Source organism: Nesterenkonia aurantiaca (assembly GCF_004364585.1).
In the GTDB taxonomy this organism is placed as follows: Bacteria; Actinomycetota; Actinomycetes; order Actinomycetales; family Micrococcaceae; genus Nesterenkonia; species Nesterenkonia aurantiaca.
In genome coordinates this window covers 146,811-170,273 of sequence record NZ_SOAN01000003.1, presented here as the reverse complement: position 1 = coordinate 170,273, position 23,463 = coordinate 146,811, and the positions used below count along the sequence as shown (strand labels likewise).

Here is a 23,463-nt window from a genome sequence, read left to right as displayed (position 1 = left end):
CAGCGCGCGGGCTCAGCGCAGCAGCCGCACCGGCACGTGCTCCTGGGCGCCGCGCAGCTGCGAGACGGGGGTCAGGCTGAACTGATCTTCGTCGGTGGTACTGGTCATCGTGGCGTGGACGCTGCCCTCGCCGTCGAGCTGCGGATCCTCGAACACGATCACCGCAGCCTCCTGGCCGCCCTCGGGTTCCGCGGCAGCCAGATCCTCGGCGGAGACGACGCTCGCGCCACCAGCCGGGAGCTCCACGCTCTGCTCGGGGCCGAACTCTCCCTCGGTGTCCATCACTCGGTAGGCGATGCTGCCCGAGGCTGCGGAGGCGAACAGGTGCAGCTCCGTCTCACCGAGCTGCGGCAGCAGGGTGCCGTAACCCTCCTGCAGAGCCGCGGCCGGAGCGGCCCAGCTGAAGTCTGAGCCGGTCTCGGTCTCGCTGCGCACCGCCACGTAGGCGGGAACATCGGTGCGCACCCGGATATCGCTGACGCCGGGCTCGAGCCCGCGCAGGTTCACCGCGTCGATCTCGCCGCCGTTGACCGTGAAGACCCCAGGGGTCTCGATGACCTGCTGGCCGTCTTCGCCGTAGACCTGCAGCTCTACGGTCGCGCCCTGGTCGCCCGGGACGTGGATCCAGAGCTCCGGCGGAGTGGTGGACTCTTCGTCCGCCTGCTCTGCCGAGTCCGGGACGCCTTCGGGGATGGGCACCCCGGGCATCAGGTGTTCGGAGCCCGGTGCGGTCAGCCGAGGCAGGAACTCCACGCCGGTGCCGGTCAGTCCCGCAGCGCGCGAGGACTGCAGCTGGGCGGTGACCGGCGCTCCTGCCGAACGGACCTGCACCCCCAGATCCGAGCCGGCCGAGGCCAGCCCGGCGATGTTCACGGAGCGAGTCGTCTGGCCAGGGACCACCACGGAACGTGTCCCGGTGGCCCCGCGGTCACCGTCGGAATCCACACTGGTGACCTCCACGGTGGCGGAGCGGTCGAAGGGGTTCGCCAGAGTCAGCAGCGAGGTGGACCCGGCCGCGACCTCCGGGCCGAAGAACCACTGCCCGCGCTCTGGCGCGGTGCACTGACCGACCGCGAGACCGGCCACCGGGCCGTCCTGAGCCTCGTACTCGTAGAGCGCCGCGGCAGCGAGCGCACCGCCATCGGGGGGCGCGGAGGCCTCCAGCAGCGGGGGCCGAGCGACGTCGAGGGCCGATTCATGGACCGCCTCGCGCTGACTCAGCCCGGCGTCCGCAGAGTCTTCGGCATCTGAGTCTGTGTCAGCGGTCTCGGCGGGGTTGGTGGATTCTGCCGCGGAGGCGTCGGTGACGGGGGTTTCGTTGATCCGCTCGTCCTGGTTCAGCTGGGCCCACGAGGAGTCGGGGAAGGACCCGCTGAGGTCCGTGGCGAAGAGCACCGCGGAAAAGCGTGAGTCGGCCGAGGAGTCCCGGTCGCGGTACTCCAGCTGACCATCGGTGCTCAGGGAGTCGGGCTGACCGGGCAGCGGGGGGCAGATGAAGGTCGCGCCGGCCTGGGGAGCCGTCACGGAGGCGCCGCCCAGCGCTGCGGCGGCTGGCTGTGGCTCTCCGGGTGCCCCCGTGGCGGCCTGGGAATGACCGTCCATGAGTCCATCCAGCGCCACGGATCCGACCATGGTGGCCAGGACGCCCGCGGTCACGACGACGGCGGCGGCACGGGAGTTTGCACCTCGTCGCTCTCGCCGAGTGCCCTTGCGACGGGGCCGGGGCTGGGGACGGGAGCGGGGCTGGGGCCCCGGGGCACTTGGCGCCGCGTCGGCGTCGGCGTCGGCCGGAATCGCCTCGGCGGCCGGAGTCGTGGCGGACGCGGGCACGGCAGCCGGAGTCGTGGCGGACGCGGGCACGGCAGCCTGAGTCGCGGCGTCGGTCGGCGTCGCGGCGTTCTCCGGAGACGCTGCGGGAGTCCTCGCCTGCTGCTCCGCGCGCTGCTGGCGTTCCTGGTCCTGCCGCTGGCGCTCCTGATCCTGCTGCTGGCGTTCCTGTTCCTGACGCTGGCGCTGCTCGGTCTTCTGCTGCTGGCGCTCGGTCTGCCGCTCCACGCGCAGCCGCTGCTCCTCGGCCTTCAACTCGGTTCGGGCCGCAGCGGCGTCTCGCTTGGCCTTCCGTGTGGCGGCGCGCTCCTGGTCCCGGATGGCGCGTCGACGCGCCTGGCGCTGCTCCTTGATGAGCTTCTTGACCCTGACCTTCTTGGCGCTCATCCTCGGCGTCCTTCCAGCTCATCGGTGTCTGCCACGGGCAGCATCCGGCTTCCGCGGGGCAGCGGAACGGCGATCAGCGCCACCAGCAGCAGGAACACGCTCAAGGTGATCAGCACCGGAAGCTGATAGCTGCTGCGGTGCTCGGCGCTGAGCTGGCCTTCCCACCCGGCACCTGTATCGGTGAGCGCCTCTGCGGGCAGCTCGAAGCGCTGCATCCAGGAAGCGGATCCATCGGACGTCTGCCCGGAAGCCTCGGTCTGCACCGCTGCCGGTTCCAGCGCCTGGCCGTCCCAGCTGGCCCGCCAGCGGCGCGCCTGCTCGGTGGAGAGTTCCAGCAGGTACTCGGTCTGGGGATCCAGATCCAGGCCGGCTCCGTCCTCGGCGGTGACCTGTTCCAGATCGACGTCGAGCGCGTGTGACCGGCTCGGCAGCAGCGCCTGGACCTCACCCTGGGGGTCCACGATCCGGGCCCAGCTTGCGGGGACCCCGGAGATGCCCGGCCCGGCGGGCAGCAGCGCCTCCTCGTCGATCTCGGCGCGCCACAGCTCGCCGCGGTCGGTCACGCCCACGGGCACGAGTCCCGCGGCGGTGTCCACGGCGTCGCTGAGCACCTCGGGCTCTGAGGGATCGATGAGCACGTAGCCCACCCCCAGTTCTGCCATCAGCTCCTCGGTCTCCAGTGCCCCGGGAGTGATCAGCGAGGCGATCAGCGAGGCCAGGCGCTGCTCGGCGACGGTGAACTCGGTGCTCGTCGTGGCCGCGGCCATCGGATCGGCTGCGAGACCGGCGTCATCTCGGGCGCCGCCGAGAAGGTTCGGGACGCGCTCGGGCTGCGCCCACAGCGGCAGGTCTCCAGCGGCTGCCACCGCCCGGGACTTGTCCAGCGTGCGCCCCTCTCCGGAGACCAGCTCGCCGATCACCCCGGGATCGGCCGCAGAGAGCACCAGCGTGCGCAGTTGTGCGGGGCCGGTGCCCTGATCCGCGGCGGTGGCCGGGAGCTGACGCAGCGAGCCGGCTTCGATGAGCGTCGGGGCGGCGTTGACCGCGGTCAGCGGCTGACCGGTCAGCGGTGCTCCGGGCATCACGCGGGGGCTGTAGAACAGCACCAGGGATGCGCCGATGGCGAGCACCAGCAGCGTGGAGATCACCGGGGTGATGGTGCCGCCCACCCGGGGGAAGGCCAGCGGGAATCGGTCCAGGGAGGCCATCCCGGCCGCCAGCAGGCAGAACAGCATCACCGACACCACGGGTCCCGGGTTGCCGCTGATCACCGCGGTGCCATCCGATCCGGCGGCCAGGAGCCCCACCAGCGCGGAGAGACCCAGGGCCGCGAGCAGCAGCGTACCGGCCACGATCGGCAGTGGTCGGGTGCGGCTGCCGGTGAAGATCCCCAGCAGCGCGATGACCAGCAGCGGCAGCCCGATCAGCAGCGCGATGCGTAGGCTCCAGAAATCCCCGGCGAGGTAGCCCGGCAGCCAGGAGCCGGCGGCTCCGGCGGAGGCCAGCCCGGCGGCAGGGTCGAAGGCACGCGAGAAGCCGAGCAGCTGCTGCCACAGCGGGGCGGCGTCGGCCGCCAGCGCGCGGCCTGGCTCGTGGACCAATACCGCTGCGAGGTTCTTGCCCTGCAGCACGGCGGAAGCGATCATCGGTGCGGCCACGGCCAGCGAGGTCAGCGGAATCAGCCACAGCGGGCGTCCTCGGCGACCAAGGATCGAGGCGAGCACGATGCCGACGATCACCACCAGCGGAAGCAGCGCCGGGGAGGCGGCGGTGAGCACCATCAGCAGCAGCGCGGCACCGGTGGCGTATTCCCAGCTTCCCGCGACGCCCAGGCCGACGGCGGCGCGACCGACCGCGCGGACCGTGGCCACCACCGCGACCGGCAGCAGCACGTGGACCAGAACCGCTCCGATGCGACCTTCCCCTACCGCGATGTGCAGGGTGGGCATGGCGGTCCAGAGCAGCGCCGAGACCACCCGCCGGGAGGCCTTCGTGGACCAGAGGCCGGCGGCGTACCAGGCGCTGAGCGCGCTCAGCGGCAGCGCAAGGATCAACAGCCAGACCAGCACTGCGGACCCATGGCCGAAGCTCAGTGCCGAGAGGGCGAGCAGCAGCAGGTTGAACGGGTCCGCGGCGGAGAGCGTTCCGAGGCTGTCTGCAGCCAGGAAGCTCACCGAATGGGCGAAGACCTCCGGCAGCGAGGCGGCCACCGGCAGGGCGGCGCCGCCGGTGATCGCCTCGGCGGAGAGCAGGTCGCGGAAGGCCAGCAGAGAGGCTCCGGCCAGGGCCAGCAGCATCAGGAACAGCCCGAGCCGGTCTCCGGAGCGCCGCGAGGGCATCTCGTCGAACTCGCCGTCGGAGGCGCCGATCTCGAGCAGGGCGTCCTCGTTGTTCTCACGCTCCCCGGTGTCCTCGGGCTCGCCGTAGAACCCGGGGGTGAACCGGGTGCGCGGGACCGAGACGGTCTCCGCGGTCATCGCCGAGCGGCGCTGGGCCCGGACCTCGGCGGGGCTGCACATCATGCGCGCCTCGGTCTGGCGTCCGCTGCGCAGGAGCTCGGCGGAGGAGCTGATCTGTTCGTCGCGGCTGAGCCTCGCCAGTGCAGCACGGCGACCCTGGGTGGCGAATCGACGCGTGTGCACGATTGCCGCCCAGTTCAACAGTGCGCGCAGCGAGGCGAAGAACTGGCCGGCCCCGGCGTCGGGGGCCTTGACCACGGTCAGCCCGATCAGACGCAGCAGGGCGGCGAGCCACATGCCGACCCAGAGGAACGGCACCGCGAGCGGATTGGCGTCGGCGAGTCGACGGCGGATCTGGCTGACCCGCTGGGCACCGGGAAGGTAGAGCGCTCCACCGAGCCGGTGCACGGCGTCTCGGCGCGGCGGGTCCTCGCGCAGCACCCGTGCGCTGGGTTCGATGACGATATGGGCACCGACCTCGCGGGCACGGCGGCAGAACTGCGCGGCGGCGTAGTCTCCGCTGAGTCCCGGGTCGAAGCCGCCGAGATCTCCGAACAGCGGGGCGTGGACCAGCATGGCCTCTCCGGAGACGGCGGGTACCGCGTCGCGGCCGTCGTACTGCCCCTGGTCCAGCTCCTTGGGCTCGGTGGCCGTGAGCACCTCGGCGGAGCGGGCGCTGTAGAGACCCACGTTGACCAGCCGCTCTGGGATCTCGGCGGAGAGCTGTTTGGCGCCGATCAGCTGGATCTGGCCGTGGCGCTCCTCGTCCTTGACGGTGAAGAGGCGCTCTTCGAGCCGCTCCAGCGCATCGGTCGTGGGCACGGTGCCGGCGGGCAGGATCCAGAGCCATTGGTGGCGCGGGTTGAATCCTTCCGGCAGCTGTCGCTCCAAGCTGCGCCAGAGCTGGGTGACCTTGATCCCGCCCGGGCCCTGGCTCGCCGTCCCCCGGGCCTGCCGGCGGTCTTCGAGCAGGCCGGAGCGCAGCGACCGGGAGAGGTCCTGGACCCCACGGTAGCCCGCGGCGGAGAGTTCGATGATGTGATCCGGGGCCCGGGTCTGCGCGGCCAGTGCCTCCCGGGTCCGCTGCACCGCGGTGCCGAACTCGCCAAGAGCAGTGTCGAGGGTTCCGGGAGCGGGGGCTCCGGCGCTTGAGCTGTCGGCGTCGGTGAAGGACCCGCCTGGAGCGGACGACAAATCGCCGCCGTCGTGCAGGACGACAGCGGCGATATGAGGGCCAGAATGAGCGTTGATCAGAGCGCTCTCTTTCGCAGCTTGCGCCGCTCCCGCTCGGAGAGTCCACCCCAGATGCCGAAGCGCTCATCGTTGCCCAGCGCGTATTCCAGGCATTCCTGTTTCACGTTGCACGCGCCGCAGACCTTCTTGGCGTCCCGGGTGGAGCCGCCCTTCTCAGGGAAGAAGGCTTCCGGATCGGTCTGGGCGCAGAGCGCATCGACCTGCCAGGCGAGCTCACCCTCGATCTCCTCGGTCGGGACCAGCGCGGGCAGACCCAGCCAGGTGGTCCGGCCCGAATCCGCGGACTGGGTCTCCGGAGCCGGAGTCGCCCGGGCGGGCAGCTCGTGGGCCGGGGCCTCAGTGCGGCGGGAAGGCGCCTCACTGAGAGCCGTGACCGAAGATCGGGTGACGGCCGCGTCCTCCTCGGAGCGGCGTTCAGCCTCCTCGTGGGCGGCGAGGAAGGCCGTGGCCTGATCCTCCAGGGTCTTGCCGTGCTCCAGCCGCTCCGCGGCCTGAGGATCAGCAGGGTCCACGAACCAATCAGCAGGAACCTCGAGACCTGTCCTGCGCGCTGTGGCCGTGGTGCCGGGCTGTTCTGCGCCCAGCCGCTCTGCGTTCCCCATCAAAGGGCCTCCCGAGGTTGATCATGCGTGTACTGCCCCTAATTACACTGGCGTAAGTAATGATCCGTCAAGTGAGCGACTTAAGTAGCCACTAGCAGACCGCCAACCCCATGATCACGCCCGACACGCCGTGAAAAATCAGCTTGCCGCGAGGCGCGGCGGACCCAGGAGAGAAACTATGACACCGATCACACTCGGCGGCTCTGCCGCCCAAGCACCCCAGAACTTCCCGGCCCTGCTGGACCTGCTCGAGTCCCGACCGCAGCCCGCGCTGATCTGGTACGGAGCTGGTGAGAACCAGGAACGGGTGGAGCTCTCCGGGCGGGTGCTGCAGAACTGGGCGGTCAAGCTGATCGGTCTCTTCAGCCAGGAGACCGAGATCGACGAGGATGCCCCGGTGCTGGTCGACGCCGCCCCGCATTGGAAGGCCGCCGCCGTCCTGCTGGCCGCCGGGGCGCTGGGCTGGAGAACGACGCTGAGCGCCCCCGCAGCGGCGCAGGACGACGCCGAGGCTCTCGTGTCGCTCGCTTCCGGGCTGGAACCCGGGTTGATCATCACCGACCGGCCCGACGCGTGGACCGGTGCAGGGCCGATGGCGTCTGGGCTCGGCGAGGCCGAGCTCGCGGCGCTCTCGCCCGGGCTGCTCGATGCTTCCTTCGAGGAGTCCACCGGAGAGCGGCTTCCCGCCTGGGCGCTGGACATCTCCGCAGAGGTCCGGCAGCACCCGGACCAGCTGCCGGCCCCGCTGCCGCCGCTCGCGCTTCCCGGAGCGACCACCGGGGCCGAGTCCGGCGCTGCGGCAGGAGGTGGGCTCGTCGTCGTCGGCGCTGCGATCGAGACGAGCCTGAAGGACTGGCGACTTGCCCGCTGGGCCGGCGAGGAGCTGTTCGCGCAGATGCTTCAGACCTGGGCGCAGAGCCGCCCGGTGGTGCTGTTCCAGGGCGATCCCGCCGCGCAGCCCGAGGCGTGGGAGCAGATGCTGCGCAATGAGGGCGTCCGCTGAGGGCGGCGACGCGGGCACGGGCAGGGGCAAGGAGCCCCTCCCTGGGGCGCAGATGGGTGGAATCCTGCCCGGATTCGTGATCTTTCCGACCGTTCGCGCCCCCGCGACAGGGGCGGCGGGCCCGGGCTCAGCGGGAAGTGACCTCGGCGGCGTCGGCGGCGGGGTCCTGCTCGGCGGGCAGGTCCGAGAAGCTCGTGCGGTCGGTCGTGAAGACCCAGTACTTATAGGCGAAGAAGCGGAAGATGGTGGCCAGCACCAGGCCGATCACGTTGCCGGCGATGAAGACCTCGCTCACCGAGTCCATGCCCAGGACGTACTTCGCGATGCCCACGCAGCCGGTCTGGATGCCCAGGCCGATCGCATTCATGAACAGGAACAGCACCAGCTCGCGCGCCTTGCCGGTGGAGCGCCGGTGCCGGAAGGTCCAGTAGCGGTTGGCCATCCAGGAGAACATGGTGGCGACGACGCCGGCGACGACCTTGGCCTTGAGCTGCGAGTCGTCCATGGGCCCGCTGATCAGCCAGAGGAAGATCGCGGAGTCGATGATGAAGGCGACACCGCCGACGGCGCCGAACTTCGCGACCTCGCGCCAGAGCGCGAGGAACAGGGTCTCGATGCGCCGATACAGCTTGGTGATCATGGGCGATATTCCTGCCGGTCTGTGCTGGCGAAGGTGGAGCTGGCCAGGAAGGCCTGGGCGTGAGCGGCGGCGCTCAGCCGGTGGCCGGCGGTGGCCGGCAAGAAGGCGGATTCGCCGGGGGTAAGAGTGAGCATATGAGGTGTTCCTGAGCCTGAGGTGGGTCCCACGCCGACGCCGGGGTCACTCGGTGCCGCTGACTCATCCCGCGTTCCGGGCGGAGCGTGCAGCGTCAGCTCGCCGGCCGTGCACAGCACGATACCGGGGCCGGGCCGTTCCAACATCACCTCTCCGGGAAGCTCAAAGGATTCCAGCGCGAACTCCTCGAACGGGGCCTGGTATCTGGTCCGGTGCGGGGAAGCATCGCTGCGCTGCACCGGGCAGTGCGGGACCGGGAGCACCCCGAAGTCGGTGACGCTGAGCAGCTCCTCGACATCCAGGTGCTTGCCGGTCAGTCCGCCGCGCAGCACGTTGTCGGAGTTGCCCATGAGCTCCACGCCGACCCCATGCAGGTAGGCGTGGAGATTCCCGGCGGGAAGGTAGATCGACTCTCCGGGCGCCAGCTGCACGCGGTTGAGCAGCAGCGTGACGAAGATGCCCGGGTCCCGGGGGAACGCCGCGCTGACCTGGTCCAGCATCCCTCGCGTGCCCGGATCCAGGGACGCGCTGATTCCGGCGTCGTCTTCCCGCCGCGGTCCTGACGCCGGGTCCAGCATGCCGTGCAGCTGGCCGGCGGCGATCGCGGACTCGTCCCGGTGGCTGCCCAGCAGCTGCTCCAGCGCTGCGGCGTAGTCCTGGGCGACCACGCAGCTGTGCAGCCGGTCCAGCACCGTGCGCAGCTGCGGGTGATCCTGCGGCTCAGCTCCGCCGTGGCCGAGACCGGCAAGCGAGGTGCGAAGCGACTCCAGAACCGTCACAGCCTCCGCATAGGGCCGGAAGCCGCACAGCGCGGAGAATTCCGTCAGCGCGACGACCAGTTCGGGTTTGGCGTGGGGGTCTTTATAGCTGCGGTGCGCAGCGTCCCGGGCGACCCCGGCGGTTTCCTCTGCCGCGAAGCCGAGGCGGGCGCGCTCTGCGGTGGGGTGCGACTGGATCGAGAGCGGCTGCTCGGCGGCGAGCACCTTGAGCAGAAAGGGGAAGCTCTCCGAGGCCTGGGCTGAGTCGTGGAGGTACTCCGGGAGGGAGGTGATCTCACCGGGACCCTGCGCGCCAGCAGATGGCAGTTCCAGAAGGGACGGGCCTGAAGGATGGGCCCCCATCCAGAGCTCGGCCTGCGGGGTCGCGGATGCGGCCCAGCCGAAGAGCTCTCTGAACGCGGTGGTGGAACCCCACGCGTAGTCGCGAACAGGGTTGATCATCTTGAACATCGGGAGAACCTTATCAGCCCTAATTCACCGGGTCGCAGCGGTAGTTCGAGGAGGCGGCCTCCTCGAGGACCCCGGTCTGACCATTGCGCTGAGCGTCGATCAGATACTCCCGGGTCAGTTCCGAGCCGTCTGGCTGGGTAGGCGGCGACGTCGGGTCGATCGAGGGCTCGTCGTCCTCGACCGCGCCAGCGGCCTGTCCGGTGGCCTGGGCCGGTGTCGCCAGCATCACACCGAGCGTCCCGGATTGCGCGGGCAGGAACCCGGCGGAGCCGAAGAGCCCACCGCCGTTCTGGTGCTCCTCGTTGGCGATCAGCTCATCCACCCGCTGCTGGATCTGCTCGAAATCGGGGTAGGTGGAGAACAGGTCGCCGGAGGCCCCGAAGTCGGGGGCGCCTAGCACCAGGCGCTGCGGGGTCTGGCCCTGCGCGTCGACGGCCAGGTCCAGGAACGAGCCCAGCTGGGACTGCGGCAGGTTGGTCTCCACCACGTTCCCCCCGGCCTGCATGATCTCGCTGAATCGCGAGAGCAGCGTCTGCGGATTGAACTGGGACATCATCGCCTGCTGGATGCACTGCTGACGCTGGATCCGGTTGTAGTCGGAGCTGAAGGTGCGCGAGCGTGCGTAGGCCAGAGCCTCCTGGCCCGAGAACTCGTACACACCGGGGGCCCACCAGTTGTCCCCCCAGCTGCCGTCGGGCATCGGGCCGCGGTAGGGCACCCAGCCGCCGGAGTCCACGCTCACCCCACCCATGGCGTCGATGAGCTGCTCGAATCCGTCCATGTCCACCATCACGTAGCCGGAGACCTCCAGGTTCAGGCTTCCGGAGACCGCGTCCATCATGGCTTCGGCACCGGGATCCTCAGCTTCGGGGTAGAGGTCCTGATGGTTGTTCATCACATCCGTGTAGAGGAAGTTGATGATGCACTCGTCGCCACAGTCATAGCCTGTCGGATAGACCGCGTTGAGCGGGGAGTCCTCGTTGAACTGGGCGTTCTGGAAATTGCGCGGGATCGAGAAGATGATGGTCTCTGCGGAGTCCTCGTTGACGCTGACCACGTGGATGGAGTCTGGGCGCAGGCCCTCGCGCCCCTCGCCGGCGTCGGCGCCCATGAGCAGGAAGTTATACCGCCCGTCCACGGCGTCGATGCCGGGACCGGAGGCGAAGATCCCGTCCAGCGCGGCACGACCCTCGTTGACCAGTTTGGCGCCGTAGCCCAGTGCCCCCGAGGTCACGGTGATCAGCACCACCAGCACGACGGCGACGATCGGCTTGAGCCCCTGCGCCAGGGAGGTGAAGTGAAGCAGCCGGAAGGTGTCAAGCCAGAGGATCAGCCAGCCGAGCGCCAGCGCGCCCAGCACCACCGCGCTGAGCCAGAGCATGAACGGCTGGGTCAGCAGCGAGAGCACGACTCCGCGCATGGTGAGGAACATCAGTCCCAGCAGGAGCGCGGAGAACCAGCAGCCGATGGTGACGGCCAGGGCGGCGCGGCCGAGCTTCTTGGAACCCGCAGCGATCTGGGCGGCGCCGGGGATGAACAGGGTCAGCGCCAGGAGCATCAGGGCGCGTCGGGTGCGGTCAGTCTCGGAACCGCGCTGCGGGCTTCGGATCACCTCGGGTTCGGTGGTGAACCGGTGATAGCTGATCGTGGAGTCGCTCATCGCGTCCGGTACGTGCCCAGCTCGGCGGCCTCTTCGCGCAGTGCGGCGCCCTTTGCGTGGGCCTCGGCGGCCAGCGACTTCTGGAAGTCCAGCAGGCTCTCGCGCAGCTGCGCGGCCTGGGCGGAGTCTCCGGCGGCCAGGGTGCGCACGGCGAGCAGCCCGGCATTGCGGGCGCCGCCCACCGAGACGGTGGCCACGGGCACCCCAGCTGGCATCTGCACGATGCTCAGCAGCGAATCCATGCCGTCGAGGTGCTTCAGCGGCACCGGCACGCCGATCACCGGCAGCGGCGTGACCGAGGCCAACATGCCCGGCAGGTGGGCCGCTCCCCCGGCACCGGCGATGATCACCCGGATCCCGCGCTCGTGGGCGGTCTTGCCGTAGCTGATCATCTCTTCGGCCATCCGGTGGGCCGAGACGACGTCGGCCTCGAAGGTGATGCCGAACTCGTCCAGCGCCTGCGCGGCGGCCTTCATGATCGGCCAGTCGGAGTTCGATCCCATGACCAGACCGACCTGGGCCGCAGAGGCGCTGCGGGTCTGTGCCTCGGCGTCGCTCGAGGACGCTGCGGCGGCCTGGTGCTCAACAGGGTGACTCACGGGGTTCTGGCTCACTGGCTTCTCACTCAAGGGTTGGGTTCTCACTCACGGGGCTCTGGTGCGCTGGGTGCTGGTGCGCTGGGTTCTGGCTCACTGGGTTCTGGCTCACTGGGCAGGTCCTTCCACGATGATCTCGGCCACATCCGCGGCGGCTCGGCGCACGCGCTGGAGCCTCGCGCGGCGCGCTTCCCAGGTCTCCTGCGTGGAAAGCGTCTGGGTGAGGATGTTCACATGCCCGATCTTGCGACCTGGGCGGGCTTGTTTGCCGTAGAGGTGGATCTTGGATCCCGGCGAGCGGCGCATCGCCGCGGCGAAGGAATCGTGTGGGGACCGTTGCTCCTCGGCGTCGCTGCCGAGCAGATTCTTCATCACCGTGTAGCCGCCGGCGCCGCCCTTGACCTCGGTGGCGCCCAGCGGAAGCCCGAGCACGGCGCGAAGGTGCTGCTCGAACTGGCTGGTGACGGATCCGTCCATGGTCCAGTGCCCGGAGTTATGCGGTCGCATGGCGAGTTCGTTGATGAAGATCCCGGCGGTGGTCCCGGTCTCGGGGTCGGCATCGTCTTCACTGATCTCGAAGAGCTCCACCGCGAGCATGCCGGTGACCTGCAGCTTCTCAGCCACCGTGCGTGCGATGCGCTCGCACACCTCCAGGTGGTCCGCGCTGGTCTGCGGCGCCGGGGCGATGACCTCATCGCAGACCCCATTGGTCTGGGTGGATTCCACCACCGGGTAGGTCACGGTCTCCCCCGCAGCGGAGCGCGCCACCTGCGCGGAGAGCTCACGGGTGTAGCGCACCTTCTGCTCCGCGAGCAGACCTGAACCGGTTTCGGCGGCGCGGCCGAACCAGTCCTGGGCCTCGGCGGCCTGTTCGGCTGAGTCGATCATCCGCACCCCCTTGCCGTCATAGCCTCCGCGCGGGGTCTTCAGCACCACCGGCCAGCCGACGTCGGCGCCGAATCCCAGCAGGTCCTCGACGCTGCGGACCTCGGCCCAGCGCGGGTTCGGCAGGCCAAGCTGCTCCACGGCGCTGCGCATCGCGAGCTTGTCCTGGGCGTAGATCAGCGCCTCGGGACCGGGGTGCATATCGGTGCCGGCGGTGGTGAGCGCCTCGAGCACCTCGGCGGGCACATGCTCATGGTCGAAGGTGACCACGTCCAGGCCGGCGGCGAAGGCGGCCACCTCGTCGGGGTCGGTGTAGTCCCCAAGGGTGGTGTGCGGGATGACCTGGGCGGCCGAGGAGTCGGCCGAGCCCGCGAGCAGGTGCAGCTCGATGCCCAGCTCCACGGCGGCCGGGGCCATCATGCGGGCCAGCTGGCCGTCGCCGATGACCCCGATCTTCGGGGTGCCGGCGGGGCTGCTGGGCTGGTCTGGGTTGCTGTCCTGTCGCGTCACAGTCCCCAATTATGCGCCATGACCTCCGCTGGCCCGCACAGGGAAACACCCCCGGCCGGAGCCGGGAACGCCGGACAGCTGACCGGCCCCACCAATCCCAGGTCACTCGGCGGATGTGCAGGTTGCGACCCTAGCCTGGGCTTCACATGTCGGCACGACGCAGGGATGGGACCGCAATGGGACGTTACGTAGTCACCTTCGACACCGCAGATTCTCAGATGCTCGAGCACGATGCCCCCGGGCTGCTCAGCGCCCAGGGCTTCTCCACGGACAGCTATTTCCCGCGCCTCGGCGTGGGCGTGGTGGACGGTGAGGCCGGTGACCTGGAGGCCTTCAGCGGACGTTGCCGGGACCGTCGAGCCCCGATGAGCTACAGCCCCGAGCTGACGTATTACGCGATCGGCGGCCGGGCGGCTGATCTGTCGGCCGTCGAACTGCCCTCCGCCGTCGGGTCCGTCGAGGCGCCGTTCACCGACACGGCCGAGCTCACCTGGGGGCTTCAGGCGGTGGAGGTCGGGCGTGCCCAGGAGGCCGGACTCACCGGCGCCGGGGTGCGCATCGCGGTGCTGGACACCGGCTTCGACCTCGAGCATCCGGACTTCCTCGGGCGCGCCGTGACCGCAGAGTCCTTCATCCCAGGCGAAGGACCCGCAGACGTGCACGGACACGGCACCCACTGCGTGGGCTCCGCCTGCGGACCCTGGGCTCCCCCGTCTGGGCGAGGCTTCGGAGTGGCCTCCAGAGTCGAGATCTTCTCGGGCAAGGTCCTCGGTGCAGACGGCTCCGGCTCGGACGCCTCGATCCTTGCAGGCATCGATTGGGCCCTGCAGAACGACTGTCAGATCATCTCGATGTCACTCGGCGCCGATGTGCGCGAGGTCCATCCTCCGTATGTGACCGCGGGTCGGCGGGCACTCGAGCGGGGTTCGTTGCTGATCGCGGCGGCGGGCAACAACGCCGGGCGCAGCGCGGGTGATCCCGGGTTCGTGGGGGCACCGGCGAACAGCCCCTACGTCATGGCGGTGGCGGCGCTGGACGCGGGACTGCAGGTCGCGGACTTCTCGGCCCGCTCGCTGCCTCATGACGGCGGGGAAGTCGACATCGCCGGCCCCGGGGTGGACATCTATTCCTCCTGGCCCGGTCCCGCGCATCACCGCAGCATCAGCGGCACCTCCATGGCGGCCCCGCATGTCTCCGGCGTCGCCGCGCTGCTCTCGGCCTCCACCGGGCTGCGCGGCCAACCGCTGTGGGACGAGCTGATTCGGACCGCTCGCCAGCTCTCAGGTGCTGACATGGAAGACGTCGGGGCCGGACTGGCCGTGATTCCGGCGCAGGGCGGGTGATCGGTCGTGACGGATCAGCAGTGGATCATCACCGTCGACGAGGAGCACCTCGACGGGATCGACCAGGTGGTCGCGGACCTGGAGGCGGCAGGGCTGATGGTGGACCGGGTGCTGCGCAGCCTCGGGCAGATCACCGGGCACACCGTCACCTCCCCGGGAGTGCAGGCCCAGGCGGCGGACGAGCCGCCGAGCTTCTCTGCCGTGGCCGGAGTAGCCTCCGCCGACGGCGCCCAACAGCACCATATAGCCCCACCCGACGCTGAGGTCCAGTAGCGGCCGCGTCGTGGCGTCGGGTGGTCCCTGCTGCGTCGATTTCAGTGCAGCGGGGACCCGATCACCTCGAACCGGTGGCCGTCCATGGCACCGGAGAGCAGGGGCATGGCCTCTGCGATGAGCGCCTGGACACTTGCCAGCTGGAGTGACTCTCGGTGGGCCTCGGCGGAGGTCCAGAGCTCGGTGACGAAGACCGTCTCGGGGTGCTCTTCGCTGACGCCCACCTCGTAGAGCAGACAACCCGCCCGCTGCAGGTCTGGGTTATGCCGGGTCAACAGGGACACGACCTGGTCCCGGGCGCCCGGCGCTACTCCCAGCGTCCCCACATTGGCGAAGGTCATGGGATCACAGTAGAGGCGCCGCGCGGACCTGTCAGCCCCTCCCGGCGGGGCCGCTCAGGGCGTCACTGCCGGGTGTAGGACTCCCACTTGCGGGCCTGGTGCTCGGCGTCGATGATCCGGACGGTGCCGGACTTCGAACGCATCACGATGGACTGGGTGGAGACCTTGTCCCCCTGGTACCGCACGCCGCGCAGCAGGTCGCCGTCGGTGATCCCGGTGGCGGCGAAGTAGCAGTTGTCCCCGGTGACCAGCTCATCGGTGGTCAGCACCCGGCTGACGTCGTGACCGGCGTCGAGCGCCTTCTGCGCCTCCTCGTCGTCCACCGGGGCGAGGCGACCCTGGATGACGCCGCCCACGGCCTTGATCGCGCAGGCGGTGATGATGCCCTCGGGGGTGCCGCCGACGCCCATGAGCACATCGATCCCGGAGCCTTCGCGAGCCGCGGCGATGCCGCCGGCCACGTCACCGTCCATGATGAACCGGACCCGGGCGCCGGCCTCGCGGATCTCGGTGACCAGCTTGGAGTGGCGCGGGCGGTCCAGCACGCAGACGTTGAGCTGGCTGATCCGCTTGTTCTTGGCCTTGGCGATCAGGTGCAGATTCTGCTTCACCGGCAGGCGAAGGTCCACCATGTCGGCGGCTTCGGGCCCGGTGATCAGCTTGTCCATGTAGAAGACCGCGGAGGGGTCGAACATGGTGCCGCGCTCGGCCACGGCGAGCACTGCGAGTGCGTTGTTGTAGCCCAAAGCGGTGAGCCTGGTGCCATCGATCGGATCGACCGCCACGTCGGCCTCGGGCCCGGCACCGTTGCCGACCCGCTCACCGTTATAGAGCATCGGAGCCTCATCCTTCTCGCCCTCGCCGATGACCACGACACCGTTGAGGTTCACGGTGTCGAGCAGGGAGCGCATCGCGTCCACGGCGGCACCGTCGGCGGTGAGCTTGTCCCCCATGCCGACCCAGGCGCCACCGGCGATGGCTGCGGCCTCGGTGACCCGGACCAGCTCCATGGCCAGGTGGCGGTCCGGCTCGGAGTCCCCCACGGCCAGTCGTGCCGAAAGATGGGAGAAGTCCTGGGACGAGCCGTCGTCGGAGCGTGTCCCGCGGTGCTGCGAAGAATCGTTCATGGGCTTGGGCCACCTTGTCGTCTCGGCTTCTGGCCGGCCTCGTCGCCGGCCCTGCCGCCATCATAGCCGCGAGCACGGACGCGGCATCGAGTCACGGACCCGGGCATGTCAGTCCACGGTGACACAATAGAGAGGTGACCGAGCCAGAAGAAGCCCCCACTCCGCAGCTGACGCAGTCCCAGGCGAAGCGTCTGCGCCAGCCCCTGATCGGCGTCGTGATCACGGTGGCCATCACCCTGCTCGCGGTTTTCGCCGTGACGGGACTGCGACCCGAGCGCGACGTCGCCTTCACTCCGGACGTCGATGTCGCGGAGGCGGCGGGGTGGACCAGCGACGTCGCGGACTTCACCGCCATCTCCCCAGAGGTGCCCGAGGGGTGGACCGCGAACTACGCCCGCTGGGAGAACCGCGTCGAGCTCGGCGTCACCGCCTGGGAGGTCGGGTACTCCGTGGACGAGGAGAGCTTCCTGAGCTTCGCGCAGACCGATGAGCCCAACCCGGCGTGGGTCAACGATGCGACCCGGCAGCTCGGGCCCACCGGGGAGGAGACCATCGAGGGGCTGACCTTCGAGGTGCGCGAGGATGACCAGTGGAAGTACTACGTCCTGGAGGCCGAGGAGAACCCGATCGACGGCACCGCGATCGTGCTCGGCGGCGATGCCACGGCCGAGCAGTTTGAGACCTTCCTCGCAGCTGTCGCGACATCGATCGATGTTGAGGTAGAAACAGAGGACGACAACGGAGGTTCCACAGGATGACCGCATCGACCACGCCCGTCCAGCCGCTTCCTGCGGAGGTCTGGGAGCTGCTCAAGGCCGGAAATGCCCGTTTCGTCGCCGGCGACTCCAAGCACCCGAACCAGAACGCCGCACGCCGCTCCTCGCTCACCGAGTCCCAGCACCCGGTGGCCACGATCTTCGGCTGCTCGGACTCTCGTCTGGCCGCCGAGATCATCTTCGACGTCGGCCTCGGTGACGTCTTCGTCGTGCGCACGGCAGGTCAGGTCACCGACGACGCCGTGCTCGGCTCCCTGGAGTTCAGCGTCGCCGAGCTCAAGGTCCCGCTGATCGTGGTGCTGGGCCACGACTCCTGCGGCGCGGTCTCGGCCGCGCTGCAGGCCACCGAGTCCGGGGTCACCCCCACCGGCTTCGTGCGCAGCCTGGTGGAGCGCATCACCCCCTCGGTGCTGGCCGCGCAGCGTGCGGGGATCACCAGTGTCAATGAGACCGTCGAAGAACATGTGAAGCAGACCGCGCACCGGATCGTGGATCACTCCCGGGTGCTCCACGATGCCGTGGCCCAGGGTCGCACCGCGGTCATGGGGGTGACCTACCGGCTCTCGGAGGGCCGTGCCGACGTCGTCACCAGCATCGGCGAGGTCTGACCTTCGGCTCAGCCGGCTGAATCTCCCCAGGTTGGTCAGCCCCATTCCCTCCGGAGGGGCTGACGCCTAGGGTGGGTCCGTGATCGCGTTCATCACCGAGCTCCTGAGTTCCGGATCGCTGGGCCAGGCCCTTGCGGGGCTGTTGCTGCTGGTCGGCGGGGTCGTCTTCGTGGTCTGCGCCATCTCGCTGAGCTTCATCGATCTGCGGGAACACCGGCTTCCGAACCGCATCATCTACCCCTGGGCCGCAATCGCGCTGGGCCTGCTGATGCCCACGGCACTGCTGCTGGGGGACCCGTTCGCCGCGCTGCGGGCCCTGGCTGCCGCACTCATCTGGGGCGGGCTCTTCCTGCTCGTGCGGCTGATCGCTCCGCCGGCACTGGGCATGGGAGACGTGAAGCTCGCCGTCGTGCTGGGGCTCTACACCGGCCTCCTCGGCTGGGACACCGTACTGGCCGCCGTCGTGGTGTCCTTCCTGCTCGGCGGACTGGTCTCGGCGGGGCTGCTGGTCTCCGGGCGAGGCACGGCCAGGACAGCGGTTCCCTTCGGGCCGTTTCTCCTGGTGGGCACCGCTGTTGCGCTGATGCTCAGCGGCGGCGACTCGCTAGGCTGAACCCATGCCCACCCCTGACTTCATCAAGGAACTGCGTCAAGACATCGGCACCAGGGAGCTCTGGATCCCGGCGACCCAGGGTGTGGTGCTGCGCCGGGCCACCGGGAACCACGAGACCGAGGTGCTGCTGGTGCGTCGAGCCGACAACGGAGCCTGGACGGTGACCTCGGGGATCCTGGATCCAGGCGAGGACCCGGCCCTCGGCGCCGTCCGCGAGGTCGAAGAGGAGACCGGGGTCATCGCCCGTCCGGTGCGGGTGGCCGGGGTCTTCGCGACCGGGCTGGTGCGCTACCCCAATGGGGACGCCTGCCGGTACCTGGACACGGTGCTGGAGATGGAGCCCGTCTCGGGACAGGCCCGGGTCAACGATGACGAGTCCGTCGAGGTCGGCTGGTTCCCCGTCTCGCGGCTCCCGGAGCCGATCAGCGACGATCAGCGGATGGTCATCGACTGGGCGCTGGACGCCGAGGCCCCCGCCCGATTCCGCAGCTGAGTCCACCCCACCCCGCTGGTTGAGTTCTCCGGTCGGTACGTATCGACCGGAGAACTCAACTGCCTGGGACGGAACGGAACGGGGATCAGCCGGGGCGGGTCATGCTCATCAGGTCCAGGGACTCATCGAGCTGCGCCTCGGTGAGGTCGCCGCGCTCGACGTAGCCCAGCTCGATCACGGCGTCGCGCACGGTGAGCTTGTTCTTCACCGCGTGCTTGGCGATCTCGGCGGCCGCCTCGTAGCCGATGTGCTTGTTCAGCGGCGTCACCACCGAGGGGGACGCGGCGGCGAGGAACGCGGCGCGCTCCTCGTTGGCGGTCAGGCCCTTGATCATCTTGTCGGCCATCACGTAGCTGGTGTTCTTCAGCAGCCGGATGGACTCCAGGAGGTTCGCGGCCATCACCGGGATGCCCACGTTGAGCTCGAAGGCGCCGTTGGTGGAGGACAGCGCCACGGTGGTGTCGTTGCCGATCACCTGGGCGCAGACCTGGATCGCGGATTCGCAGATCACCGGGTTGACCTTGCCGGGCATGATCGAGGAGCCCGGCTGCAGGTCCGGGATCGCGATCTCACCGAGACCGGTGTTCGGACCCGAGCCCATCCAGCGCAGGTCGTTGTTGATCTTCATCAGCGAGTAGGCGATGTTGCGCAGCTGCCCGGAGGCCTCCACCAGCCCGTCCCGGTTGGCCTGGGCCTCGAAGTGGTCCCGGGCCTCGGTCAGCGGCAGCCCGGTGTCCTGGGCGAGGCTGGCGATCGCCTTCTCGGCGAAGCCCAGCGGGGTGTTGATCCCGGTGCCCACGGCGGTTCCGCCCAAGGGGACCTCGGCCACGCGCGGCAGGGCGGAGTCGATGCGTTCGACGCCGTAGCGGACCTGTGCGGCATAGCCGCCGAACTCCTGGCCCAGGGTGACCGGGGTGGCGTCCATCAAGTGGGTGCGGCCGGACTTCACCACGGAGGCGAACTCTTCGGACTTCGCCTCCAGGGCCTCGGCGAGGTACGCCAGGGCCGGCTGCAGATCGTTGACCAGCGCAGAGGTGGCGGCCACGTGGACGGAGGTGGGGAAGACGTCGTTGGAGGACTGCGAGGCGTTGACGTGGTCGTTGGGGTGGACCTCCTTGTCCGAGCCCTTCTCCGCCAGGTAGCGGTTGGCCAGGGTGGCCAGCACCTCGTTGGTGTTCATGTTCGAGGAGGTCCCGGAGCCGGTCTGGAACACGTCGATCGGGAAGTGCTCGTCGAGGTCTCCGGTCTCCACCAGCTCGGCGGCGTGGACGATGGCCTCGGCGAGCTCGGCGTCGAGCACCCCGAGGTCCTTGTTCGCCCGGGCTGCGGCCTTCTTCACCCGCGCCAGCGCCTCAATGTGGGCGCGCTCCAGGGTGCGTCCCGAGATCGGGAAGTTCTCCACGGCGCGCTGGGTCTGCGCGCGGTACAGGGCCTGGGCGGGCACCTTCACCTCGCCCATGGTGTCGCGCTCGATACGGTATTCGGTCTCAGTAGTGTTCTCGGTCATAGCCTCAGTCTAATAACCGATCCCCGGGGACCGAGACAGTGACGCGCAGCCCGAGCGGAGCACACGGCTCGGCTCACCGGCCGGGCCCACCGGCCGGGCCCACCGGCCGGGCTCACCGGTCGGGCTCAGTCGACGCTGGCGATGAGTCCGTTGAGGAACTTCGCGGCGGCCGCGCGTTCGGCCTCGGTGAGCGCCTCCACGGCCGCAAGCATCCGGCGGTGCATCTCGCTGAGCGTCTCGCGCACCTCGTGGTCCCCTGCGATGGTGGGTTCGATCGCCACCGAGCGGCGGTCGCTGGGGAACGGCACGCGGCGGACATATTCATCGCGGATCAGTCGGTCCACCAGGACGCTGACCGAGGCGGCGCTGATGTCCAGTTCGCGGGCCAGGTCCCGTTGACGCAGCAGCTCTCCCGCCGCCTGGGCCCGCAGCACGTGGCGCAGCGCGAGGAGATCCGTCTCCCCCATGCGCATCGAATCCCGGGTGCGCGAGCGCATCTTCCGCTCAGACTCGCGGTACCTGCGCAGCAGGTTCAGCACCTCCACGGAGCTCGGCGCATGCGGAGTGTCCTGGTACCAGTAGCCGCCAGTTCGGAGACCGGGGGAATCTGCCTGATGTCCGTCTTGGTCCTTCAACATCCCCGCCTCGAAGTGGCCGTCACGCCACTGCCTCTCGATAGTTGCTTGGGCTAGGTGTTAGCTCCTGAAGGCAATGGTAGGACACCGCAGAAAGCCGGGCCACCGAGGGTGCACACCGAGCCCCGGCATCTGCGTAGCATGGAGTGATGAGCAGAGCGTTCCAACGATCCGGCGCGGGCGATCAGATCGGCAGCAAGTCCGAGGATTCCTGGGGATCCCTGAGCTCGGACCTGAGATCCACCTTCGGCCGAACCTTCCTGCCGGTCGTGGTGCCCATGATCGGGATGTGGGCGGTCTATCTGGTGATGGTCTTCACCGGGAACTGGCTCAACCGGGCCTTCGGCCTGCAGGCTCGCGACGTGGACGGGCTGCTCGGGATCCTGTTCATGCCGCTGCTGCACGGCAGCCTCGGGCACATCCTGAGCAACTCGATGTCCTGGCTGGTTCTGGGTGGCATGGTCTCGCTGCTGACCCGGCGGTTCGTCAGCATCACCGCCGTGATCTGGCTGCTCTCCGGGGTGCTGCTCTGGCTCGGCGGCACACCCTGGATCTGCCACGCCCCGGAGGGTTTCGACTGCGGTCGACTGCACATCGGCGCGTCCGCGGTGATCTATGGCTTCGCGACCTTCCTGGTCGCCTTCGGCTTCATCACGCGGCGGATCCTCGCGGTGGTGTTCTCACTGGCCGTGCTCTTCCTCTATGGCCTGAGCATGCTCGTCGGGATGACCCCGATCAGCCCCGGCGGGGTGTCCTGGTCCGGGCATCTGGCCGGGGCGGCGGCCGGCGTCGTCGTCGCCTTCATCTTCACCAGGTCTGCGCGCGCCGAGCGTGCCAGCAGGAGGATCGCGCGAGGCTGAGCAGATCCGATCGGCCGGCGGGCCGAGCGCGCCCCGGGTACCTGAGCCGGACGGGGCACGCTCAGCCGCGAAGGATCTAGACGTCCTCGAGCAGCTCCGTGACCAGCGCGGCGATCCGGGAACGCTCCGAGCGGGTCAGCGTGACATGCCCGAAGAGCGGGTTGCCCTTGAGGATCTCCACCACCGCAGCGATCCCGTCGTGCCGGCCCACCCGAAGGTTGTCGCGCTGAGCGACGTCGTGGGTGAGCACGATCTTCGAGTTCTGCCCCATCCGCGACATCACGGTGAGCAGCACGTTCTTCTCCAGCGACTGCGCCTCATCGACGATCACCCAGGCGTCATGCAGCGAGCGCCCGCGGATGTGGGTCAGCGGCAGCACCTCGAGCAGCCCGCGGTGCATCACCTCCTCCAGCGCGTTCTCCGAGACCAGCGCCCCGAGGGTGTCGAAGACCGCCTGTCCCCAGGGGTTCATCTTCTCGGCCTCGGAGCCGGGCAGGTATCCCAGCTCCTGGCCGCCCACCGCGTAGAGCGGGCGGAACACGATGATCTTCTTGTGCTCTCCGCGTTCCAGCACGGCCTCGAGCCCGGCGCAGAGGGCCAGCGCGGACTTCCCCGTTCCGGCTCGACCTCCCATCGAGACGATGCCCAGCTCCGGGTCCATCAGCATGTCGATGGCCAGGCGCTGCTCGGCGGAGCGTCCGTGCAGCCCGAAGACCTCTCGATCTCCCCGGACCACCTGGACGTATTTATGTGAGGCTCCGTTCTGCTTGACCCGACCCAGTGCGGAGCCGCGGTCCGAGGAGATCACCAGCCCGGTGTTCACCGGCAGCTGCTCGGCGTCCTCGAGGTCGATCTTCTCGCCCTCGTAGAGCTGGGAGATCTGTTCCGAGCTGGCGCTGACCTCGGCCAGGCCGGTCCAGCCGGAATCAGTGACCCATTCGTTGCGGTACTCATCGGCCGCGAGCCCCATCGCGGAGGCCTTCACCCGCATCGGCAGATCCTTGGTGACCACGGTGACATCACGGCCCTCGTCGGCGAAGCTCTTCGCCACCGCGAGGATCCGAGCGTCGTTGTCGGAACCGCGGAAGCCCTGCGGCAGCACCTCCAAGGAGATGTGGTTGAGCTCGACCAGCAACCGTCCGCCCTGGTCATTGAGCGGGATCGGTCGGTTCAGCGCACCGTGCTTCACGCGCAGCTCATCGAGGAGTCGCAGCGCCGAGCGGGCGAAATAGCCCAGCTCGGCATCGTGGCGCTTCTTCTCCAGCTCGGAGATGACGACGACGGGGAGGATCACCTCATGCTCGGCGAACCTCAGGAAGGCCTTCGGATCCGAGAGCAGCACCGAGGTGTCGATCACGTAGGACTTCTGGGCCAGTGCGCCGGCGATCTCCTTCTCGAGCTCGTGCTTGTCGACGGAGTCAGGGGTTGCAGGGGTCACATGCGAGGAGGCCACGGTTTCTCCATATCCGGAAACACAGAAGGTCCCGTCCGCGAGTCTCGACGGCGGACGCCTGGTGGCGTCTCCGACTCGCGGCGGAACCTTGAACTGTCCCCGTTGTGATTCTCAGGGGTGGTCGGTTCGGCCCTGAGGGGCCGGTCCGACCCCTTCTCCGTGATGCCTGCGGCATACGCGATCGGGCCTCTCCGGTCAGTGTTCTGACACTTCAAAGCGTACTCCGCATCGAACTACATGGCAGTAG

The 23,463-nt window shown here is 69.2% G+C and carries 21 protein-coding genes; 8 read left to right on the top strand and 13 right to left on the bottom strand.

Going from position 1 to position 23,463, the window contains the following annotated elements; translation table 11 throughout:
• Positions 1-12 precede the first annotated feature (12 nt).
• From EV640_RS05435 to EV640_RS05425, 3 genes are read right to left on the bottom strand one after another with little or no spacing between them, the layout of a single operon-like run.
• On the bottom strand, positions 13-2,214 hold the full coding sequence (locus EV640_RS05435; RefSeq protein ID WP_133726026.1) for a DUF5719 family protein: 2,202 nt from the start codon (positions 2,212-2,214) through the stop codon (positions 13-15).
• The gene (locus tag EV640_RS05430) at positions 2,211-5,867 is read right to left on the bottom strand and encodes a glycosyltransferase family 2 protein (protein WP_133726025.1); all 3,657 of its coding nucleotides are present in this window, start codon (positions 5,865-5,867) and stop codon (positions 2,211-2,213) included. The genes EV640_RS05435 and EV640_RS05430 overlap by 4 nt, the downstream gene beginning before the upstream one ends.
• A gap of 56 nt (positions 5,868-5,923) precedes the next feature.
• Positions 5,924-6,529 carry a WhiB family transcriptional regulator gene (locus tag EV640_RS05425; protein WP_133726024.1) on the bottom strand — a complete coding sequence of 202 codons (606 nt, stop codon included), beginning with the start codon at positions 6,527-6,529 and terminating at the stop codon, positions 5,924-5,926.
• Positions 6,530-6,707: 178 nt separating this feature from the next.
• On the opposite strand from EV640_RS05425, the gene EV640_RS05420 reads away from it, so the two are divergent.
• A complete protein-coding gene (locus tag EV640_RS05420; protein ID WP_051501368.1) occupies positions 6,708-7,532 on the top strand; it encodes a TIGR03089 family protein in 825 nt (274 codons plus the stop codon).
• Between the two features lie 127 nt (positions 7,533-7,659).
• On the opposite strand, the gene EV640_RS05415 is transcribed toward EV640_RS05420, so the two are convergent.
• The 5 genes from EV640_RS05415 to EV640_RS05395 form a co-directional block, all read right to left on the bottom strand.
• Entirely contained in the window at positions 7,660-8,172 is a 513-nt protein-coding gene (locus tag EV640_RS05415) for a GtrA family protein (RefSeq protein WP_133726023.1), read from the bottom strand.
• Complete coding sequence (manA, locus tag EV640_RS05410; RefSeq protein WP_133726022.1) at positions 8,169-9,536, bottom strand: mannose-6-phosphate isomerase, class I; 1,368 nt, start codon at positions 9,534-9,536, stop codon at positions 8,169-8,171. The genes EV640_RS05415 and manA overlap by 4 nt, the downstream gene beginning before the upstream one ends.
• Before the next feature lie 19 nt (positions 9,537-9,555).
• The gene (locus EV640_RS05405; RefSeq protein WP_036476849.1) at positions 9,556-11,196 is read right to left on the bottom strand and encodes an LCP family protein; all 1,641 of its coding nucleotides are present in this window, start codon (positions 11,194-11,196) and stop codon (positions 9,556-9,558) included.
• The gene (gene purE / locus EV640_RS05400; protein ID WP_036476978.1) at positions 11,193-11,705 is read right to left on the bottom strand and encodes a 5-(carboxyamino)imidazole ribonucleotide mutase; all 513 of its coding nucleotides are present in this window, start codon (positions 11,703-11,705) and stop codon (positions 11,193-11,195) included. The genes EV640_RS05405 and purE overlap by 4 nt, the downstream gene beginning before the upstream one ends.
• 195 nt (positions 11,706-11,900) lie before the next feature.
• Positions 11,901-13,187 (bottom strand): 5-(carboxyamino)imidazole ribonucleotide synthase, encoded by a 1,287-nt coding sequence (locus tag EV640_RS05395; protein ID WP_133726021.1) that lies wholly within the window; start codon positions 13,185-13,187, stop codon positions 11,901-11,903.
• Positions 13,188-13,363: 176 nt separating this feature from the next.
• Between EV640_RS05395 and EV640_RS05390 the strand changes: the two genes are divergently transcribed.
• Both EV640_RS05390 and EV640_RS05385 read left to right on the top strand, forming a co-directional pair.
• Positions 13,364-14,530 carry a S8 family serine peptidase gene (locus EV640_RS05390; RefSeq protein WP_243832242.1) on the top strand — a complete coding sequence of 389 codons (1,167 nt, stop codon included), beginning with the start codon at positions 13,364-13,366 and terminating at the stop codon, positions 14,528-14,530.
• A 6-nt stretch (positions 14,531-14,536) separates the two neighbouring features.
• Positions 14,537-14,803, top strand: coding sequence for a hypothetical protein (locus EV640_RS05385; protein ID WP_036476843.1), 267 nt, complete (start codon positions 14,537-14,539; stop codon positions 14,801-14,803).
• Positions 14,804-14,844: 41 nt separating this feature from the next.
• Here EV640_RS05385 and EV640_RS05380 read toward each other — a convergent pair whose 3' ends face one another.
• Complete coding sequence (locus EV640_RS05380) at positions 14,845-15,144, bottom strand: putative quinol monooxygenase (RefSeq protein WP_036476840.1); 300 nt, start codon at positions 15,142-15,144, stop codon at positions 14,845-14,847.
• A 62-nt stretch (positions 15,145-15,206) separates the two neighbouring features.
• Positions 15,207-16,271, bottom strand: coding sequence for a class II fructose-bisphosphatase (gene glpX, locus EV640_RS05375; RefSeq protein ID WP_051501366.1), 1,065 nt, complete (start codon positions 16,269-16,271; stop codon positions 15,207-15,209).
• A gap of 134 nt (positions 16,272-16,405) precedes the next feature.
• On the opposite strand from glpX, the gene EV640_RS05370 reads away from it, so the two are divergent.
• From EV640_RS05370 to EV640_RS05355, 4 genes are all read left to right on the top strand, one after another.
• The gene (locus EV640_RS05370; RefSeq protein WP_036476838.1) at positions 16,406-17,029 is read left to right on the top strand and encodes a DUF4245 domain-containing protein; all 624 of its coding nucleotides are present in this window, start codon (positions 16,406-16,408) and stop codon (positions 17,027-17,029) included.
• A complete protein-coding gene (locus EV640_RS05365) occupies positions 17,026-17,655 on the top strand; it encodes a carbonic anhydrase (protein ID WP_036476835.1) in 630 nt (209 codons plus the stop codon). The genes EV640_RS05370 and EV640_RS05365 overlap by 4 nt, the downstream gene beginning before the upstream one ends.
• 79 nt (positions 17,656-17,734) lie before the next feature.
• Positions 17,735-18,268, top strand: coding sequence for a prepilin peptidase (locus EV640_RS05360; protein ID WP_051501365.1), 534 nt, complete (start codon positions 17,735-17,737; stop codon positions 18,266-18,268).
• A gap of 4 nt (positions 18,269-18,272) precedes the next feature.
• Positions 18,273-18,761, top strand: coding sequence for an NUDIX hydrolase (locus EV640_RS05355; RefSeq protein WP_133726019.1), 489 nt, complete (start codon positions 18,273-18,275; stop codon positions 18,759-18,761).
• An 85-nt stretch (positions 18,762-18,846) separates the two neighbouring features.
• Here EV640_RS05355 and EV640_RS05350 read toward each other — a convergent pair whose 3' ends face one another.
• Both EV640_RS05350 and EV640_RS05345 read right to left on the bottom strand, forming a co-directional pair.
• A complete protein-coding gene (locus EV640_RS05350) occupies positions 18,847-20,268 on the bottom strand; it encodes a class II fumarate hydratase (RefSeq protein ID WP_036476827.1) in 1,422 nt (473 codons plus the stop codon).
• 125 nt (positions 20,269-20,393) lie between these two features.
• Entirely contained in the window at positions 20,394-20,906 is a 513-nt protein-coding gene (locus EV640_RS05345) for a MarR family winged helix-turn-helix transcriptional regulator (protein ID WP_036476823.1), read from the bottom strand.
• Positions 20,907-21,052: 146 nt separating this feature from the next.
• Here EV640_RS05345 and EV640_RS05340 point away from each other — a divergent pair, with 146 nt between their 5' ends.
• Positions 21,053-21,763: a rhomboid family intramembrane serine protease gene (locus EV640_RS05340; RefSeq protein ID WP_133726018.1), complete on the top strand. Its 711-nt coding sequence runs from the start codon at positions 21,053-21,055 to the stop codon at positions 21,761-21,763.
• Positions 21,764-21,839: 76 nt separating this feature from the next.
• Here EV640_RS05340 and EV640_RS05335 read toward each other — a convergent pair whose 3' ends face one another.
• Positions 21,840-23,150 carry an RNA 5'-3' helicase PhoH2 gene (locus tag EV640_RS05335; RefSeq protein ID WP_243832248.1) on the bottom strand — a complete coding sequence of 437 codons (1,311 nt, stop codon included), beginning with the start codon at positions 23,148-23,150 and terminating at the stop codon, positions 21,840-21,842.
• Positions 23,151-23,463: the final 313 nt, after the last annotated feature.